Genomic DNA, 17,730 nt, shown 5'->3' with positions numbered 1-17,730 from the left:
TAACTATGAAAACCTATTTAATTATGCTATCCATTTTTGTGTTAATGGCTGCTTTTCAGTCCAATAGGAAAGAAGGTGATAGCTTGGGTGCTACTTTAGAAAAAGAGCAGAAATCGCAAAACAACGTATTGGACAGCTCTAAAACCCAACAACCGTTCAATGATTTTTTTCCTATAGAACTTGGAGATTATAAACTCATAGAAGTGTCTGAATCCACATTGCTATCTCGTAAAATCACGAGTGCATTTTATTTGAAAGGCGAGGATATGAAGAATAATATCGAATACAGTTTAGAAGATGGGAATAAGAAAGGCTCATCAGTAGTTGAAGATTTCGAAAGATCCTATAAATACCAGAATAAAGGGGAAGGAAACACAGAATATATTTATAAAGAACGTGATGGTTACAAAACCATAGCATTTTTACAGCCAGAGGAAAACCGTAATGAAATTCGGTTTATATATAAGCAACGCTTTAGCCTGGTTTTAGAGGGTACAGAACAACCAGATAAACTTTGGTCTTATATAAAGGATGAGGATTTAAAAAAATTAGACAGCTATTAAAAATAACATTATGAAAACAAAATTACTATTCAGCATAGCCTTGTGCCTTTTAATACCTGCTTTAGAAGCTCAAGTGCAAAAAGTGGAAACCTATCTCGTAGGTACAAAGGTGACCTATTATCCCAACCAATGTGGCAACACGATACCTGAGGCTCAGGGAAAAATATCGTTTTGTGATAGTAGGAATAACTTGGGTGTTGTGGAAGCTAGTTATGGCCTTAGTTATAGGGCAATTAAACAAATGGCTCCTAATTACTATAATACAGATGAAGTGTTCATAACAGAAGCCGGTATTTCTATTCGAAAAACCGATGGTACTTGGAATAACATACCAGAATTTACAGCACCGAGAACTAACTTAAATGGAAATTCTCCACAAATGCGAAAGGCCATAGTGAATAGTCAAGGCTATATGTTTTTTTACCATGGCAGTAATTGGGGCTTACATTATTTAGATTTAGCCACAAGCATATATAATACCTTGTCGTATGCAACAGACACAGGTGGTAGTAATGGAAATTATACACATTCTTTTGCTTATGATGAAACTAATGATGTTACTTATGTCGTGGCGCAATTTGGAGGGAATTCAGGTTATAAAATTTATAAATATGAAAACAGTACGTTGAGTTATTTAGGAGGGCTTCCTGCCGCTGTCACAGGAGAAAATAGCGAAAGTAAATTAATAGTTGCCAATGAAGCTCTTTATTTTGGGACTTCAACAGGTTTATATAAACTAAATAAAGATACGATTGCTTTAGAAGGCTCTTATTTCACAGATTCATCTGAATATGTCAACAACATACAAGATGTTGTTAATGATGGTAACGGAAACCTTTGGTTGGCCAATAGGAATAATAATGATAGTGCCATCTATAAATTCAATATAGCATCTGAAACCATTATTCCGTTTCAATTGGCAAAAACGGCAACAACAAACTATAGCTTTAATAATTTAGACATTGATGCTAATGGATCGGTTTGGGCAACAGCAAGCAATCTATCGGGATTTGTTGAATTAGAACCTGATGAGACTAATCCTGTTTGGACCGTTAGATCTATGGAAGATATTAGAGAATTAGGTTTTAATATGACCTATTCACCAGGCGAAGTCTATAGATTCAACGGCAAGATTTACATCATGGTTACGGCCAATTCGTCATCATCATCAGATATAAATTACGAAGCCATTGTAAACGATAATGGCGTTTGGAGTGGTATTACAGATGATGAGCCTAATAATCTCTCAGACAAAATGTTGCGCAGATATTACTTTGCGTATCCAGATACAGAGGGTGTTTGGTTTTATAACTTTTATGATGGAGGTATTCTCAGCCATATGTCTATTACAGATGATTTTAAAAAACAATTTAATTTGGGAGGTACAAATTCTTTCATTTTAGACGTAGATGGCAATCCTGTAATTAATTACCAAACACTAAAAAAAGTATATATGCCCTATGTGGCAAACTTACCAAGTCATGGATCTAGTAGTATCACCCAATACCATAGATACAAAGATCAGATTTGGATGTTTAGCAATTCTGCCAGAAAAATTTTCGTATATAAACATAATCAGTTGATACAAACCTTCAATTTAGACGAGACTGGATATAGTAACTGGTACGATTTTACGCCAGATATCAACGGAAATGCCTTTTTCGCTAAAAATGTTGGAAGTGGTCTAGAATTTAAAAAATTTGATACTACTACGCAAACCACAACAACCTATCCCAGTACAACTAACTTAGGAGGTATCAAAGAATTAATTTCATTACCAAATGGCAATGTTGCTGTTATTTGTGGAGGAGGTATCTTTTTGTTTGACGGAACAACATTGACAAGTATTGGTGCAAGTGACTTTTCGGAATTATATAATGTCGTCGCTGGCGTTTCAGATACGAACGGAAAGATTTGGTTGTTAACAAATGATTCCACACGACTTTTAAGTATTGAAAATCCAGAATCAGCAACACCAATATTTTCTTCTATTCAAGTTGAAGGTGGCTCAGGACTCATTCCATTCAATTCATTTTACAGACCAAAAACATTGTCGATTGATGCCAATGGTGCATTTTGGTCTCATACGTCTAAAAAATGGATGAAAATAACAACAGATAATACAGCACCTCAATTTTTAAACGAAGGCGTAACTTATGGTATCACAGGTAATGTGTATGTAGATATCAATGAAAACAACCAATTTGATACAGGTGAAGGCTACCCTAATCAAAAACTAACCCTAAAAACAAGTAGTGGTGCGATTTATGAATTGTACTCAAAATCTGATGGAAGCTATTACTTCCCCTATTTTGAAGGTTTAGGAACTTATGAGATAACCCTTCCTGTATTAAGTCCCTATGTAGTGGCACCAGAACGCCAACGGATTGTAAATGTCTCGGATTTAAATGCCAATACAAACGTTACCGATATTCAGTTACAACCTAAAAACATAGAATCCTTAGTGATAAAATCTTCTGCAAAACAAGGAGCTTGGGCTTTTACACGTGCCAATTTTGAAAACACGTTTACTACAGCCATTGGGAATTTGTCTTATACTAAAACCTTTAATAATGTTGATTTTGATTATGTGTTTTTTAATGAAGAAGAAGGCACTAACAATACATTACCAGCTATTCCAGACGTAAAAGTAACAAGACTGCAACCATTACAGCCCTTTCATCTTATTGATAAACTCACAATAGAACCAAGAAGCCATAAATGGAAGACCAATGTGAAACCAAGTACTTATACGTCTTCTGTAATGTCTTTAACACCAATTATAACTACTGTGGCAGATACAACTAAAGTATCATTTTCGTTACCACAGATCAGTCCATTGGATACATATATTCTTGAGGTTAAAACCGACTTGTTTACACCAGCCAGCAATGGGTCTGTGATTAGTTATGGAGTAAAACAAACGGCAAGTAATGATTATGGAGATGGTTTGCCAGAGCAAACAGTAGTGGAACTCATTCCAAGACATCAAGATGCAGAACAAGGTTTTCCAGATTTGGGCGGTCCATACAAAACACCAGAAGAAATTTATGAAGAGCCACCATACGAGGAAAGAGAAGATGTTTATTCAGACGGTCCTTATAATACACCAATTCGTTCTTCTTACGATCCTAATGATAAATTGGTAAATCCAGGAGTGCCAGAGGTCTTAAATGAAATTCCTTTGAATGAAAAATGGTTGACCTATACTATTAGGTTTCAAAATGAAGGTAATTTCTCTGCTAAAGATGTTTTTATTGTGGATTCTTTAGACCAGAAATTTGATAAATATTCTTTGACCCTATTAGAAAGCTCTCATCCATTATCTATTGAAACCATTAAATCTAATGATGAAAATATTGTAAAATTTAACTTTAATGATATCTATTTAGACTATACAGTAAATGATGAATTGGCAAGTCAAGGGTATTTAAAATACATGATAAAAGCCAAGGACGATGTTGTAGTTAATGATATTATGGAAAATAGAGCAGCCATTTATTTTGACCAGAATCCACCGATTATCACCAATTTAACTCAGAACAAATATGTTGAGGTCGTACTAAGTATCAATCAATTTGATAGGGATAATCAGAACGTAAAATTATGGCCAAACCCTGTAAATGATATGGTCAATGTGAAATTAAGCGAAGCACTTCCGTTTAAAGTTAGCATTGCTAATTTATTGGGTCAAGTCGTGCAACCCAATACCAACTATAAAACGAATCATTTGTTGGATGTGTCAGATTTAAAAATAGGAATCTACATTTTAACGGTTACCGCTCAAAACGGAAATTCTCAATCTGTAAAATTCATTAAAAACTAAACTCATGAAAAAGTCACTCATATTTATTATTAGCATTTTAGTAATCACTTATGCGCAATCCCAAACACATCCAAAAATTGAAAACTACCAATTTGGCAACTTAGACGTTAATGTAATGGTTATTCCTTTTGGCATGGATCATCCTATAAAAATTGGAACAATGTCAAAATCTGGTGACATTAATTTTGATTTTCCAAAAGCACTTCCAGAACTATCAAAGGAAGCTAAAGAAACGTTTATTTCGGATGTAGCGTATACGCTTTTTGATGTTTGCGACAACAGTTCAGAAATAGATTCAAATATAACTACAATTGCTTCCTTTGATACTGGTGCCATATCACTTTGGACTAAAGATAACCGCTATGTAGGAGTTGTTTTTGCAGTTTTTGATGAAAAAATGGTGCCTTGGATAGAAGATTCAGCATATATGGAGCCAATTCTAGGGTCTTATTATGAATTGGTTTATGTAGATTCTCCTGTTCAATTTAAAGGGGGCTGTATCCAAACACAATTGCTAGATGAAGATGATACAGAAATTATATTCAACTATAATTTAGACTTAAAAGCAGGCTTTAACTTTATAGAATATAAAATTGAAAGCATTTTTAAAACCGACCCAAATGTCAAGGCTTCTTTTCCAGATAAAGTCTCGGTATCCAATGTAGAAGGCATTCCAAATTGTAAATGGATTGGAAAGTATTTTTAGGAGGCCATAAAATTCAGTAATTTTAAACAGGTTCAAATTCTAAAATTGAACCTGTTTATTTATGAATATAGAACAAGTACGTGAATATTGCCTAAGTAAAAAAGGCAGTTCGGAGGATTTTCCGTTTGATGACGTTACCTTGACCTTTAAGGTTTTAGGGAAGTTATTTGCCTTAACCTCACTAAAAGGATGGGAAACGGGATTACCTAGTATCAATTTAAAATGTGATCCCGATTATGCTCAAGAACTAAGAGCGGAATATGAAAGTATAGTTGCCGGTTACCATATGAGTAAAAAGCATTGGAACACAATTAATATTCATGAAGGAGAAGTACAAGCCCAATTTTTATTTAAATTAATAGACCATTCTTATGACATGGTAGTTAAGGGAATGACCATAAAAATGAGAGAATCATTAAAATAATTGCTTCAAGATTATTATGGATTATATTTGTAGCTTAATTACCAAATTATGTCATTAGAAAGAGAATTACAAAAGCGCAGTGGCTCTAAATGTGAGCTTTGTGGAAATGAAGAACATCTTGCAGAATATGCAGTTCCAGATATTAAGGAAAACGGATTACAAACAGTTTTATATGCTTGTAAAACTTGTATAGAACAAATGAATGATGCCGAAAAGATTGACGAAAATCATTGGAGGTGTCTAAATGATTCTATGTGGAGTGAGCACGAGGCTGTAAAAATTATGGCTTGGAGAATGCTTAATAGAATTAAGGCCGACTGGACCGTTGACTTATTGGGAATGATGTATATGGAAGATGATACCTTAGAATTAGCCAAAGCATCAGGAGATGGCGTAGATGAAAGTGAGAAGTTGGTTCACCGAGATGTTAATGGTGTTGTTTTAGAGCAAGGTGATTCGGTAGTCTTAATCAAGGATTTAAAAGTTAAAGGTTCTAGTATGGTAGCGAAGCAAGGAACGGCTGTAAGAAATATTAGACTAGATCATGAAAATGCTGAATATATTGAAGGTAGAGTTGATGGTCAGCAAATTGTGATAATAACACAATATGTAAAGAAAATATAATTTACCCGAAAAACGTTTTTATTTTATAACTAACAATAGCAAAGCTTGATTCCTGAAGGGGTCAAGCTTTGTTTTTTCTTACAGTTTAATGGTCTAGTTTAGTGTAGTTTAACGAAATAATATCCAGTTATAAGCAGCTAATCTACTCAAATTCACGCTTTGTCGAATTAATATTAAAGACAGAGGTTTAATTCCGATATTGTACTCACCCCCGAGTTAATTAATAGCATAATATTTTCTGATTAATAGCCCTAAGTTAGTATGAACGCTTTTAATTTTATGTATTATGGATTTAGAAATTACCAACTACAACAACCGTTTTCAGATAAAAGGATCTTTAAACAAATTAAATTTAAAAACTTTTAACTCGCATTTCGAAAACATTTTTGACAAGATGGATAATGTTCTGCTGGATATTGAACAGGTAAAGAGCATAGATAGAGCGGGTGTGATGTGCTTAGCAAGATTACACAATGAATCTATTGAAAAGTCCAAACGATTTTCAATCATAGGCTTAGGCTGTAAAGAACTGTATCAGCATTTTAAATCTGAAGAATCAAATCAAGTGACTACACCTAAAAGTAAGAAATTAGGTAAGAAAAATATTGTAGCTGCTTGAACTCAAAAAATTCTTAGTTATTTTATAATTAGAGTGTTTCCAAAACATATTTAATACTATAAAGATGTTTTGGAAATACTTCTTTTATTATCTCAACAAGACATATCTGCGATTATTTTCCACTCGCCGTCAATCTTTTTAAAAATAATGATAAACACGCCGTTGGCATTGCCGATTTCTCGTTCTAGGTGATATTCGCCCATGACCCAATAATGGTGTCCTTCAATTTTTGAAACGTCATTAATAACGAACTTTAGAGTGCCCGTCTCCGCTGAGGTTGGATAGCTTTTTTTGTAATTAGCTAAGGTTTGGTCCCAACCTAAAGTTAAGCCTTTACTTCCATAAAATTTAAGAGAGTCACTTTTCCAGTATCCTTGCATAAAACCTTCTAGATCATGATTGTTCCACGCAATTTCCTGATTGGCCATAATTTTTTTAATGGCTGTCACGGCATCCGTTTCTGATGGTTCATGTTGGTTTTCAAAATTTGACGTACAAGAAAATGTAAGTGCGACTAGGCAGATATAGATAAGTTTCATTTTATGAATTTTGATGGAACTTAAATATAGGGACTAATTTTTAAAGCACATTTTTTTGATGATTAAAAAATGCGTCAGCTTGAAACTGCATAAGTTCTGTTGCTTTATTATGTTGGTATTGGTAGAGTTTGTGCTTTTAAATCTTCCAATTTTTTTTTTGTAAGATTGGATTCCTTCGAGAAAAACGATGCAAATTGAGTGGTGATGTCGTTGAAAACACTCTTAAATAAACCGTTTACATGCTTGCAGAAATAGTCTTTCTTTTTTACCAATGGAAAATACTCTCTCGACTTACCATAAAGTTTGTAACTTATAAACTGCTTATCATGCATAAGTTTTAATAATGTTGCCGCCGTGGTGGGAGCAGGTTTTGGATCTGGATAAGCTTCAAGAAGGTCTTTCATAAAGCCTTTTTCCAATTTTCAAAGATGATTCATCAAATCTTCTTCTGTTTTAGTCAATTGCATTGTTCTACATGTTTAGAATGTGTTCTACAGATGTAAAGTATAAAGAAGGATTATCAAAATTTAAAATTCATAAAGTTTCTAAATGCCTATATTTGTTAAGGTTTAATAACATCCCATACCCATGCAAACTAGGCAGTTTTATTTAGTTTTATTCATTCTTATTTATTGTAATTTTTCGCATTCACAATCTATTCAAGATCTCATGGATCAGGTGAGTTCTGCGAATTTAGAATTATATGTGTCAGAACTTTCTGGTGAGCAGGCTACGATAATCAATGGCGTTTCTCAAACGATTACCAGCCGTGTACATACCAACAATGATCTCGCAGCCAATTATATCGAAGAGCGACTTTCATCATTTCCAAATCTTAGCGTTGCCGTTCAAGAATTTAATGAAACAGGAAAAAATATTATTGCAACTCAGTTAGGTAAAACGAATCCAGATGCTATTTATATGATTTGTGCTCATTACGATTCTGTAACCGATTATTGCGCAGATGATAATGCTACAGGCGTTTCAGCAGTACTAGAAATTGCCCGAATTCTATCTCAGCAATGCACGAATACTACTATTATTTATGCGCTTTGGGATGAAGAGGAAATTGGACTTCTAGGCTCGCAATTTTATGCACAAGGGGCTGCCGATGAAAGTAATGGAAGAGAGAGGGATAATATATTAGGTGTGATAAACATGGATATGATTGGGTTTGATGGTGATGCTCCTGGAACAGATGGTGATAATGACTTTGATATCGATGTAAGGAATATTGCGAATTCAATAGCTATAAAAGATGATTTATTAGACATTTTAAATAGCTATGATTTCGATTTGAATGTAACCGTGGTTAATCCAGGAACATTGGCAAGTGATCATGCAAAATTTTGGGCAGAAGATTACTCTGCGGTTTTAATTGGAGAGTCTTGGTCTACGGACGACCAAACACCAAATTACCATACAGCCGATGATAGGGTAGGTGATTTAGACTTTCAGTATATGACAGAGCTTACTAAATTAGTAACGGCCTATGTGTCTACTAAATCTGGTTTGATGGCCTTAGATAACACTGTAGAGCAAACGTCAAATCAGTTAGTTTCCAATGAAACAGGAGCAAGTTATCAATGGTATCATTGCGATACTAACACCCTAATTGAAGGCGAAACGAACCGAGCTTTTACACCTTCAGCAGATGGGAATTATGCGGTTGAGGTGAGTAACAGTTCGTGCTCAGAAATGAGTCCTTGTGTTGCGTTTTCAACCATGTCTATTAGTGAGTTTACTTCTGAAGAATTAGGTGTTTATCCAAATCCAACGACTTCGATAATAAAGATTTATAACAAAAAAAATGAAGAGCTTAGAATTACCATAAAGGATATTTCAGGAAAAGCTCTTCATTCTTTAAATTCGAATAAACAACGTATTGAAGTTAATTTGAACGATCAATCTGCAGGCATCTATTTCGTCAGTATCTCATCAAATTTAAAATCGTCTACGTTTAAAATGGTTAAGGAATAATCTTAACCATTTACTTTTAGTTCTGTAAAATGTTTGTAAAACCATGGAATAGTTTCAATTCCTTTGAGGTAATTCCACACACCGAAATGTTCATTTGGTGAGTGAATCGCATCACTATCCAAGCCGAAGCCCATTAAAATAGTTTTACTTTTTAACTCTTGTTCAAAAAGCGAGACAATAGGAATACTTCCTCCACTGCGTTGTGGAATTGGAGTTTTGCCAAACGTTTGCTCATAAGCTTTAGACGCGGCTTGGTAACCAATACTATCTATAGGCGTTACGTAGCCTTGTCCGCCATGATGTGGATTTACCTTAACACGTACACCTGCAGGCGCTAAACTTTCAAAATGCTTTTGAAATAATTCAGTGATTTCTTCCCATTCTTGATGAGGTACTAAACGCATAGATATTTTAGCATAAGCTTTACTCGCAATCACGGTTTTTGCACCTTCACCAGTATAGCCTCCCCAAATACCATTAACATCTAAGGTTGGTCTAATGGAGTTGCGTTCGTTAGTGGTGTATCCCGCTTCGCCATAAACGGCATCTATATCTAAAGATTTTTTATATTCTTCTAATGAAAAAGGAGCCTTTGCCATTTCAGCACGTTCAGCGTCAGAAAGATTTTCAACTTTGTCGTAGAATCCTGGAATGGTAATATGATTGTTTTCATCATGAAGAGAAGCAATCATTTTTGTTAAAACGTTAATAGGGTTAGCAACAGCGCCACCGTAAAGACCAGAGTGTAAATCACGATTAGGACCTGTCACTTCTACTTCTACATAACTTAAACCTCGAAGCCCCGTAGTTATCGATGGTACATCTTTAGCGATCATTCCGGTATCTGAGATAAGAATCACATCATTCTCTAATTTTTCTCTGTTTGCGGCTACGAATTTTCCAAGGTTCACACTACCAACTTCCTCTTCACCTTCAATCATGAATTTCACATTACATGGCAACTCATTATTCTTAGTCATGTATTCTAAAGCTTTTACATGCATATACATTTGACCTTTATCGTCACAGGCACCTCTAGCAAAAATTGCACCTTCAGGGTGTTTCTCTGTTTTCTTAATTACAGGTTCAAAAGGAGGTGAATTCCATAAATCTAAAGGATCTGGCGGTTGTACGTCGTAGTGTCCGTATACTAAAACAGTTGGCAAGTTTTTGTCTATGATCTTTTCACCATAAACAATAGGATAACCTTCCGTTTCGCATATTTCGACTAAGTCACAACCTGCTTTTTCAAGGCTAATTTTAATCGCATCTGCAGTTTTTAAAACATCTTTTTTATAGGCCGAGTCTGCACTAATAGATGGGATTTTTAATAATTCGATAAGTTCGTCTAGAAAACGATCTTTGTTGTCGTTGATATAAGATTGTATCGATTGCATAATTGTAATTGGGTTTCTAACAAAAATAGGAATTATAAGAGGAATAAATTAGTCATTATTCAACTTTAAGGTTTTATTTAGAAAGACGACGTAGGGTCCAAAGATTGAATAAGTCACTGTAAATTAAAGTCCTTAGGTCAATTATCGCAAGAGAATATTTTCTATAAAATTCTTGAAAATTTAATATTTGATTATTAAAACTATTGTTTATATTTGCAACCCAATATTTATTGGACGGATGCAGGTGTGGTGGAATTGGTAGACACGCTAGACTTAGGATTTAACCTAAGAAAAAGTGTTAAAATATTTAAAATGCGGATGTGGTGGAACTGGTAGACACGTCAGACTTAGGATCTGATGCCGTGAGGTGTGCAGGTTCGATTCCTGTCATCCGCACAAAAGCCGAAGAGAAATCTTCGGCTTTTTTCATTTGAAAATAGTGGCTAAAAATAGGGCAGGTACAACATAGGTACAACATTTTGCTTTTTTTTTGGTGCTAATATAAAATGATATGCTTTTTAATTTTTTGACATTAAGTGCTATGAAAAACTCTTTATTTCAATAAAGTCTAGCGTTTTTTTATCATTCTATTCAAAAAACATTCTCTTTCAGTTACTTTACTCTTGTCCCAAAAAAAGCATAAATATGGGACAAATTCTTGTATTTAAACATCTACATTCTTCAACGAATAAAAGTTAGAATTGAGCATACTTTAGGGTGAAGTTTATTATCATACAATATTACCGCAAGTTAAACTCATAAAATACTTCCATCAAAAGACTACGGCATAAAGCCAACGCTTCTTCCACTACTCATTTATTCCGTTTCCTTTTGAGCCAAGATTTTATCTTCCGTTTGGTTTCTGCTCAAATATTGTTTAATCAAAAATTTGAGTATTATGACAACAAAAGCGAGTACCACAAAAAAGCGCAGTCGAACAAAAGTAGCTGCCAAAAAAGAAGTGAACGGAAAAAAAGTCCAGGCACTTAAAATTGAGAATCTGCCTATTGCAAAAGTCAAACCCGACCCGATGCAACCCAGAAAAACGTTTGATGAAAAGTTGCTAGAACAGCTTTCAGAAAGTATTGAGAAGCACGGCGTACTACAACCTATTACGGTAAGGAAATCCAAAAAAGATTATATCATCGTAATGGGCGAGCGTAGGTATCGTGCCAGTAAGTTAGCTGGCAAGAAAACGATACCCTGTATTGTAAGAACGTATAAGGACGATGATGTTCTGGAAATTCAAATCATTGAAAATCTACAAAGACAGGATGTTGAACCTACCGAAGAGGCCGAAGCAATTGCCTTTCTGAGTGAAAAGTATGCACCTGCTGAAATTGCAAAGCGATTGGGCAGAACAGACAACTTTATAAGACAACGCCTAAAGTTAGCAGGATTGATAGAGGGCTTTAAGCACTTTGTACGAAATGGCGAAATGACCATATCCTTGGGCGTAGGTGTAGCGCTCTTTGAACCAGAAGAACAACAGATGATGTTGGAAACTATGGGCGAGGATTTTAATGCACATCAGATAAACAGGATGATTAAAGACCAGACCTACGACTTGGAAAAAGCATCCTTTGATGTAGCCGATAAAAAATTGGTCCCAAAAGCAGGGTCTTGTGTAGAATGTCCTTTCAATGCTGCAAATCAAGGTAATCTGTTCGGCGAAGGAATAATGGTCTGTACAAAATCAGCCTGTTTTGAAACTAAGAAAAGTAAATCGTTCTTAAACCTGATTAAGAAATCAAAAAAAGAGAACATCCTGCTAATTCCTGAGATACGACAGTATTGGGCAGATGACGAAAACAATCAGCTCATAATATCACAATTGGAAAAGAATGGATTGAAAGTCTATTTACTGGACGATGTTGAAATCTTAGAAAATCCGATTGAGCCAACAATCGAGGGTATCAAGATAGAATATCAGCATTACGATTATTCTGAAGATGAATTAAAGACAGAATTGGATGAAGCTAAAACAGGCCCTAGAATTTGACCAACGCTATTAGTAGAGCTCTGAATAGAAATGTTCCTGCCAGTATTTTGCTTTGATATTAATGAGACCGCAGAAAGTAAATTTGGCGTTATCATAGCACCTCCAGCAGCGAAAACAACGATTAACACATATACCAAGTATTCATTCTTAAAAAAGGGAAAGACAATTAAGGATAATCCAGATATAAACAACCCTAATGCAATTTGTTTCTTTGTGGATAAAAACTTCTCTCCGTAAGTAGCGAACAAAGGTTGTAAAACAGCCATTATTGAACCACATAGCATAAAACCAATACCTATTTGGTTACTGTTAAATCCTAATTCATCTTTCCCATATATTGAAAAGACAGTTTCAAACAGCGTTACTACAAATTGGATGACAAACGACAGACCCAGTAATACGACAAAATATTTGGTAAATGTGAATCGCAAGCTCGCTTTTTGTGTTGTGAACGTATGTACGCGAGTGGTGTTTTTTAACCATTTTGCTACTACAAATAAGACTATAAGTCCTAGAAGAGCGGCAAACAAAAAGGGTACTGAAAATCGGTCTAAATGCAGCAGACCTATCGTATATTTTAAATGAAGGTCAGTTTGAGACAGAAAGCCACCAATGACAGGGCCAAAAATAACACCAGAGCTAATGGCAACACCCGACCAACCCATTATTTTTGTTCTTCGTTTTTCAGAAGTAATGTCGCTCAAATATGCGTTGCTAACTGGAATAACTGATGACGTGAAAATACCACCAAAGATGCGAGCAACATATAGCATCGTCAATGATGTAGCAAGACCGGTAAGTAATTGCATAATTACAAAGCCGATTAGCCCAACAATGATAATGGGTTTACGGCCGTATTTATCGGATAGCCTGCCCCAGAGTACAACGAAAAGAAGCTGGAAGAGCGGATAAATACTGGTCAAAAAACCAATATGAAAGTTAATCGAATCAGTATCTAGGTTATCTCCTAAAGCTAATCTTTCGGTATAGTAGGGAAGGGTTGGCAATAAAATACCATAGCCCAACATCACTACAAATAAACTCAACAGGATTAAAAATATCCTGTTGAGTTTTTCTTTTCTATCCATTTATTTTTTACCGATTTTTCGCTTCAATAATTGTGCATTAATAGCCACTATAATTGTACTCAAACTCATAAATACCGCTCCTACAGCTGGCCCTAAAACAAAGCCAGAAGAGTATAGAACACCTGCAGCTAATGGAATGGCCACCACATTATACCCAGTTGCCCATATTAGGTTCTGAATCATTTTATTGTACGTAGCCTTTCCGAACAAAATTAGGTTTGCAATGTCTTGTGGATTGCTATTTACCAATATAATATCGGCTGTTTCGGCGGCTACATCAGTACCAGAACCAACAGCGATTCCTACATCAGCTTTGGCAAGTGCGGGCGCATCGTTTACGCCATCTCCAGTCATAGCCACAAACTCTCCTTTGTTTTGCAACTCTTCTACAATTTCTACTTTTTGGTGTGGTAGCACTTCGGCATAATAGCCATCCAACCCTAATTTTTCACTCACAGCTTTGGCTGTTTTTTCGTTATCCCCAGTTGCCATCAAAACTTTGATATTATTCTTTTTAAATATTTTTATAGCTTCCGCAGATTCAGGTCTTATTTCGTCAGCAAGCGCAATGTATCCTGCTAGTTGTCCTTCAATTAATACAAATACAACAGTTTCAGCAGCGTCACTATAAGCATCTTCAGGAATAGTTATTTTTTCATCCCTTAAATAACCAGGACTAACCACTTTTACTTGCTTTCCTTCTACATTTGCCTCTACACCTTTACCAGTAATCGCATTAAAGTTTTCAGGCTTTGGGATTGTAATATTGTCTTCTTTAACTTTTTTAATAATCCCAACAGCAATTGGATGTTCTGAACTTTGTTCCAATGCACTTGACAGTCTTAAGATTTCATCGTTTGAATAGGACACATTTACAGATTTGATTCGAGTAACGCCAAAGTCCCCTTTGGTCAAAGTCCCTGTTTTGTCAAATAGTAAGGCGGATATCTTACGTGATTCTTCAAAGGCAGTTCTATTACGGATTAATAATCCATTTTGTGCAGATACAGCAGTAGAAATGGCAACTACAAGAGGAATTGCAAGACCCAATGCGTGTGGACAAGCGATGACCATAACGGTAACCATTCTTTCTAATGCATACACAAACGGAAAGCCTAAAATCAGCCAAACTGCCAACGTACCAAAACCAATAGCCAAAGCTATATAAGTCAACCATTTTGCAGCCCTATCGGAAAGGTTTTGCATTTTAGATTTGGTCTTTTGTGCTTCCTCAACCATCGTAATAACCTTATTGAGATAGCTGTCTTTTCCTGTATGCTCTACCTTTACCTTTAAAGTGCTATTGCCATTTACTGAACCACCTATTACCTTATCCTTTTCTTCTTTTTTCACAGGCTTGGACTCCCCTGTAAGCATTGATTCGTTTAAATAACTTGAACCTTCTACTATGATACCATCAGCTGGAACTTTCTCTCCAGGCTTTACCAAAATCACGTCATTTTTCAACAAATCTTCAAGTGGTATATCTTCAATAGTGTCGCCTTTTACCCTGTGCGCTTCGGCAGGCATCATACTAACTAAAAGCTGTAATGCTTTTGAAGCGCCTAATACACTTTTCATTTCTATCCAATGACCAACAAGCATAATAGCAATTAGTGTTGACAGCTCCCAGAAAAAGTCAACTCCTCGTAAACCAAAGACAGTTGCAGAACTGTAGAAATAGGCGACACTTATTGCCATAGATATAAGTGTCATCATCCCTGGTGCACCTTTTTTGACTTCAGACCAAAACCCTTTTAAAAATGGCCAACCACCATAAAAATATACAACAGTGGAAAGTGCAAAAAGGATATATGGATTTCCTGGAAGTAAAAATTCATAACCAAAAAATTCCTGAATCATTGGCGAGAAAAACAATATGGGAATGGTAAGCACAAGTGTTACCCAAAACCGTTTTCTAAAGTCTGCAATCATCATTTTATGATGGTCGTGACCCATTTGACCGTGTCCCGGATTGTGACCTGAATGGTCTCCATCTCCATGATTCATTTTAGAATGGTCTGCTTTTTTTTGTTTTTTCTTAGAGTGGTCCATTTTTGAATGGTCCATTTCTTCGTGATTGTGGTGTTCGTGATTTTCCATTATTGTCTTGTTTAAGTGTTATCGTAATTTTTTTCTCATTGCTTCCGATATGTTTTCGGCATAGACGCCATAAGCATCTACTAAAAGACCTTTAAGCTCTTTTTTGGAAGATATTGCATATAAAATGCTGTTATCATCGGTACTGCTCATTCCTTCAAAGCGATATATTTTATCCACTTTAAAATCTTCTGGTCGAATCTCAATTTTCAGGGAAGCACATTCCAGACATTCAGGTTTTAAGTTGAAATCATAAGGGTATTCGTTTGTCTGCAAATCGTTAATAGCTTCTGAAAGGGTGTTATAATTTTTCATTTATTTTTATTTATAAGTCATTGTAAAATAACTGTTGTCTTCTTCGGTAAATTTTTGAAAGGTCAATAGACCTTGTGCATTTAATTTCTCGTTAACAGTATAATTGAGTTGCTTAATGCGAATTCCCAAGGCATAGGCCTTAATGTTAATTTTTGAATTAATATTATTTTCGCTATTATTAAATTTTCGGTCGTAAATTTTTATGGTACTTTTTGAGCCAAAAAAATTCAACAAGCCCGAATCAAAACTCATTTCCAATTCTATATCTTCAAGGTTGTCCAAATCGTAGAGCTCTTTAAATTTTTTAGAGGTGGTATTAATTTCGGTCTCCTTTGATTTTGGGTTTGAAAACGGAAAAGCCATTACCATTACACTTGCCTCATCAGGCTTACAGCGATAGGTTGTGGTGTATTTATCGGTCGATTTTTTGTCTTTATCAAACAATTCCGTAACTACCTCAATTTCATAGTATCCATTTTTCTTTATTGTTTCACTGGCTTTGAAAGTTTGTTTATTTAAAAAAGAACCATTTTCATCAAAGTTTTCCCGAATAACAACTCTGCCTGAAATCTGCCCAATGAGCATTTCAGTTTGTCCAGTCATTGTGATGCTGAATAAAGTGATTAGTACTATAAAGCCTTGTTTTCTCATATATGGTGCATTAATTTTTTTACCTCTTTTGCCATAATATCACTTAAATCTATTCCATTTGAAGAGTGTGGGATGGTATTACAAGTCACTATTTTTTCTACTCCGGAATCCAATAAATCTTGATAGGCGTTTCCTGAAAAAACGGCGTGAATGCCTACACAAATGGGTGGTTTCATTCCTGCTTTTTTAAGATGTTGTACGGTTTCAATCATCGTTCGCGCCGTGGAAATAATATCATCTACCAAAATGGGTGTAGCATCTTTATATATATCCACATCGGGAACAGAGACTTCTACATCACGGTCACCGTGACGCACCTTTTGTAATACCGTAAATGGTGCTCCTGCATTTTTGGCGACTTCTGATACCCATTGTTCACTTTCAGAATCAGGTCCGATAAGTACCGGGTTTTCGATATTTTCTTTAATCCATTCTGAAATTGCGTCGGCAGCGTGAATCACTTTATTTGGAATTTGATACACTTCTCCCAACGAACTAATTCTGTGCAAGTGAGGGTCAACTGTGGTAATGCTATCGGCGAAACCAGAAATCAATTTTCCGAAGAAACCGGAAGTCACTCCTTCTCCTTCATTAAATACTTTGTCCTGCCGCATATACGCCAAATAGGGTGCTACCAAACAGGTACACATAGCTCCTAATGATTTGGCTGTGTGGCTTAAAAAATATAGTGACAACAGTTTTTCGTCCGGTTCGTGCAAGGTGCATACCAGTACCACACATTTATCTTTAACATCAGACAATATGCGCGTGTATGATTCCCCGTCAGGGAATTTCCTTAATGTGGCTTGACCCACTTCAGCATCCATTTTTGTAGCCATTAGTTCTGTGAGTTCTTCATTTCCGGGAAGACTGAATAATATTGTTTTCATAGTATG

The 17,730-nt window shown here is 35.5% G+C and carries 16 protein-coding genes and 1 tRNA gene; 9 read left to right on the top strand and 8 right to left on the bottom strand.

Annotation, left to right across the window (positions count from 1 at the left end; all coding sequences use genetic code 11):
• Positions 1–5: 5 nt before the first annotated feature.
• The 6 genes from DFQ11_RS01940 to DFQ11_RS01915 all read left to right on the top strand — a co-directional run bounded on the left by DFQ11_RS01940 (position 6) and on the right by DFQ11_RS01915 (position 6,762).
• Positions 6–563, top strand: a complete 558-nt coding sequence (locus DFQ11_RS01940) for a hypothetical protein (protein WP_110473924.1) — start codon at positions 6–8, stop codon at positions 561–563.
• Between the two features lie 10 nt (positions 564–573).
• Positions 574–4,389 carry a DUF7619 domain-containing protein gene (locus tag DFQ11_RS01935; RefSeq protein ID WP_110473923.1) on the top strand — a complete coding sequence of 1,272 codons (3,816 nt, stop codon included), beginning with the start codon at positions 574–576 and terminating at the stop codon, positions 4,387–4,389.
• Between the two features lie 4 nt (positions 4,390–4,393).
• A complete protein-coding gene (locus DFQ11_RS01930) occupies positions 4,394–5,095 on the top strand; it encodes a hypothetical protein (protein WP_110473922.1) in 702 nt (233 codons plus the stop codon).
• A 61-nt stretch (positions 5,096–5,156) separates the two neighbouring features.
• A complete protein-coding gene (locus DFQ11_RS01925) occupies positions 5,157–5,519 on the top strand; it encodes an MmcQ/YjbR family DNA-binding protein (protein ID WP_110473921.1) in 363 nt (120 codons plus the stop codon).
• Positions 5,520–5,567: 48 nt separating this feature from the next.
• Positions 5,568–6,143, top strand: a complete 576-nt coding sequence (locus tag DFQ11_RS01920; RefSeq protein ID WP_110473920.1) for a PhnA domain-containing protein — start codon at positions 5,568–5,570, stop codon at positions 6,141–6,143.
• 286 nt (positions 6,144–6,429) lie between these two features.
• Entirely contained in the window at positions 6,430–6,762 is a 333-nt protein-coding gene (locus DFQ11_RS01915; protein WP_110473919.1) for a hypothetical protein, read from the top strand.
• Positions 6,763–6,854: 92 nt separating this feature from the next.
• Here DFQ11_RS01915 and DFQ11_RS01910 read toward each other — a convergent pair whose 3' ends face one another.
• The gene (locus DFQ11_RS01910; RefSeq protein WP_110473918.1) at positions 6,855–7,301 is read right to left on the bottom strand and encodes a YybH family protein; all 447 of its coding nucleotides are present in this window, start codon (positions 7,299–7,301) and stop codon (positions 6,855–6,857) included.
• Between the two features lie 107 nt (positions 7,302–7,408).
• Complete coding sequence (locus DFQ11_RS01905; protein ID WP_308425316.1) at positions 7,409–7,720, bottom strand: BlaI/MecI/CopY family transcriptional regulator; 312 nt, start codon at positions 7,718–7,720, stop codon at positions 7,409–7,411.
• A 169-nt stretch (positions 7,721–7,889) separates the two neighbouring features.
• Between DFQ11_RS01905 and DFQ11_RS01900 the strand changes: the two genes are divergently transcribed.
• The gene (locus DFQ11_RS01900) at positions 7,890–9,281 is read left to right on the top strand and encodes a M28 family peptidase (RefSeq protein ID WP_110473917.1); all 1,392 of its coding nucleotides are present in this window, start codon (positions 7,890–7,892) and stop codon (positions 9,279–9,281) included.
• Positions 9,282–9,283: 2 nt separating this feature from the next.
• Here DFQ11_RS01900 and DFQ11_RS01895 read toward each other — a convergent pair whose 3' ends face one another.
• Positions 9,284–10,678, bottom strand: a complete 1,395-nt coding sequence (locus DFQ11_RS01895) for a dipeptidase (protein ID WP_110473916.1) — start codon at positions 10,676–10,678, stop codon at positions 9,284–9,286.
• Positions 10,679–10,992: 314 nt separating this feature from the next.
• Here DFQ11_RS01895 and DFQ11_RS01890 point away from each other — a divergent pair.
• Positions 10,993–11,074 (top strand) — tRNA-Leu (locus tag DFQ11_RS01890).
• Between the two features lie 502 nt (positions 11,075–11,576).
• Positions 11,577–12,680, top strand: a complete 1,104-nt coding sequence (locus DFQ11_RS01885; RefSeq protein ID WP_229791221.1) for a ParB/RepB/Spo0J family partition protein — start codon at positions 11,577–11,579, stop codon at positions 12,678–12,680.
• On the opposite strand, the gene DFQ11_RS01880 is transcribed toward DFQ11_RS01885, so the two are convergent.
• Genes DFQ11_RS01880 through DFQ11_RS01860 form a run of 5 tightly spaced genes read right to left on the bottom strand, consistent with a single transcriptional unit; the run spans position 12,620 to position 17,724 of the window.
• Positions 12,620–13,768 carry an MFS transporter gene (locus DFQ11_RS01880; protein ID WP_229791220.1) on the bottom strand — a complete coding sequence of 383 codons (1,149 nt, stop codon included), beginning with the start codon at positions 13,766–13,768 and terminating at the stop codon, positions 12,620–12,622. The two genes, DFQ11_RS01885 and DFQ11_RS01880, sit on opposite strands and share 61 nt — an antisense overlap.
• Positions 13,769–15,871: a copper-translocating P-type ATPase gene (locus tag DFQ11_RS01875; protein ID WP_110473915.1), complete on the bottom strand. Its 2,103-nt coding sequence runs from the start codon at positions 15,869–15,871 to the stop codon at positions 13,769–13,771.
• 18 nt (positions 15,872–15,889) lie between these two features.
• The gene (locus DFQ11_RS01870; protein WP_009778877.1) at positions 15,890–16,183 is read right to left on the bottom strand and encodes a hypothetical protein; all 294 of its coding nucleotides are present in this window, start codon (positions 16,181–16,183) and stop codon (positions 15,890–15,892) included.
• 6 nt (positions 16,184–16,189) lie between these two features.
• Positions 16,190–16,834 carry a hypothetical protein gene (locus DFQ11_RS01865; protein WP_037314483.1) on the bottom strand — a complete coding sequence of 215 codons (645 nt, stop codon included), beginning with the start codon at positions 16,832–16,834 and terminating at the stop codon, positions 16,190–16,192.
• Complete coding sequence (locus DFQ11_RS01860) at positions 16,831–17,724, bottom strand: ribose-phosphate pyrophosphokinase (RefSeq protein ID WP_008616396.1); 894 nt, start codon at positions 17,722–17,724, stop codon at positions 16,831–16,833. The genes DFQ11_RS01865 and DFQ11_RS01860 overlap by 4 nt, the downstream gene beginning before the upstream one ends.
• Positions 17,725–17,730 lie beyond the last annotated feature (6 nt).

It is taken from the genome of Winogradskyella epiphytica, assembly GCF_003217215.1.
GTDB lineage: Bacteria > Bacteroidota > Bacteroidia > Flavobacteriales > Flavobacteriaceae > Winogradskyella > Winogradskyella epiphytica.
The sequence above is the reverse complement of the archived record's forward strand: the minus strand, read 5'-3'. Positions and strand labels throughout refer to the sequence as shown.

Excerpts from the sequence above, each read along its gene's own strand:
- DFQ11_RS01940 (WP_110473924.1), top strand. The coding sequence starts at position 6 with ATGAAAACCTATTTAATTATGCTATCCATTTTTGTGTTAATGGCTGCT.
- DFQ11_RS01935 (WP_110473923.1), top strand. The coding sequence starts at position 574 with ATGAAAACAAAATTACTATTCAGCATAGCCTTGTGCCTTTTAATACCT.
- DFQ11_RS01930 (WP_110473922.1), top strand. The coding sequence starts at position 4,394 with ATGAAAAAGTCACTCATATTTATTATTAGCATTTTAGTAATCACTTAT.
- DFQ11_RS01925 (WP_110473921.1), top strand. The coding sequence starts at position 5,157 with ATGAATATAGAACAAGTACGTGAATATTGCCTAAGTAAAAAAGGCAGT.
- DFQ11_RS01920 (WP_110473920.1), top strand. The coding sequence starts at position 5,568 with ATGTCATTAGAAAGAGAATTACAAAAGCGCAGTGGCTCTAAATGTGAG.
- DFQ11_RS01915 (WP_110473919.1), top strand. The coding sequence starts at position 6,430 with ATGGATTTAGAAATTACCAACTACAACAACCGTTTTCAGATAAAAGGA.
- DFQ11_RS01910 (WP_110473918.1), bottom strand. The coding sequence starts at position 7,301 with ATGAAACTTATCTATATCTGCCTAGTCGCACTTACATTTTCTTGTACG.
- DFQ11_RS01900 (WP_110473917.1), top strand. The coding sequence starts at position 7,890 with ATGCAAACTAGGCAGTTTTATTTAGTTTTATTCATTCTTATTTATTGT.
- DFQ11_RS01895 (WP_110473916.1), bottom strand. The coding sequence starts at position 10,678 with ATGCAATCGATACAATCTTATATCAACGACAACAAAGATCGTTTTCTA.
- DFQ11_RS01885 (WP_229791221.1), top strand. The coding sequence starts at position 11,577 with ATGACAACAAAAGCGAGTACCACAAAAAAGCGCAGTCGAACAAAAGTA.
- DFQ11_RS01880 (WP_229791220.1), bottom strand. The coding sequence starts at position 13,768 with ATGGATAGAAAAGAAAAACTCAACAGGATATTTTTAATCCTGTTGAGT.
- DFQ11_RS01875 (WP_110473915.1), bottom strand. The coding sequence starts at position 15,871 with ATGGAAAATCACGAACACCACAATCACGAAGAAATGGACCATTCAAAA.
- DFQ11_RS01870 (WP_009778877.1), bottom strand. The coding sequence starts at position 16,183 with ATGAAAAATTATAACACCCTTTCAGAAGCTATTAACGATTTGCAGACA.
- DFQ11_RS01865 (WP_037314483.1), bottom strand. The coding sequence starts at position 16,834 with ATGAGAAAACAAGGCTTTATAGTACTAATCACTTTATTCAGCATCACA.
- DFQ11_RS01860 (WP_008616396.1), bottom strand. The coding sequence starts at position 17,724 with ATGAAAACAATATTATTCAGTCTTCCCGGAAATGAAGAACTCACAGAA.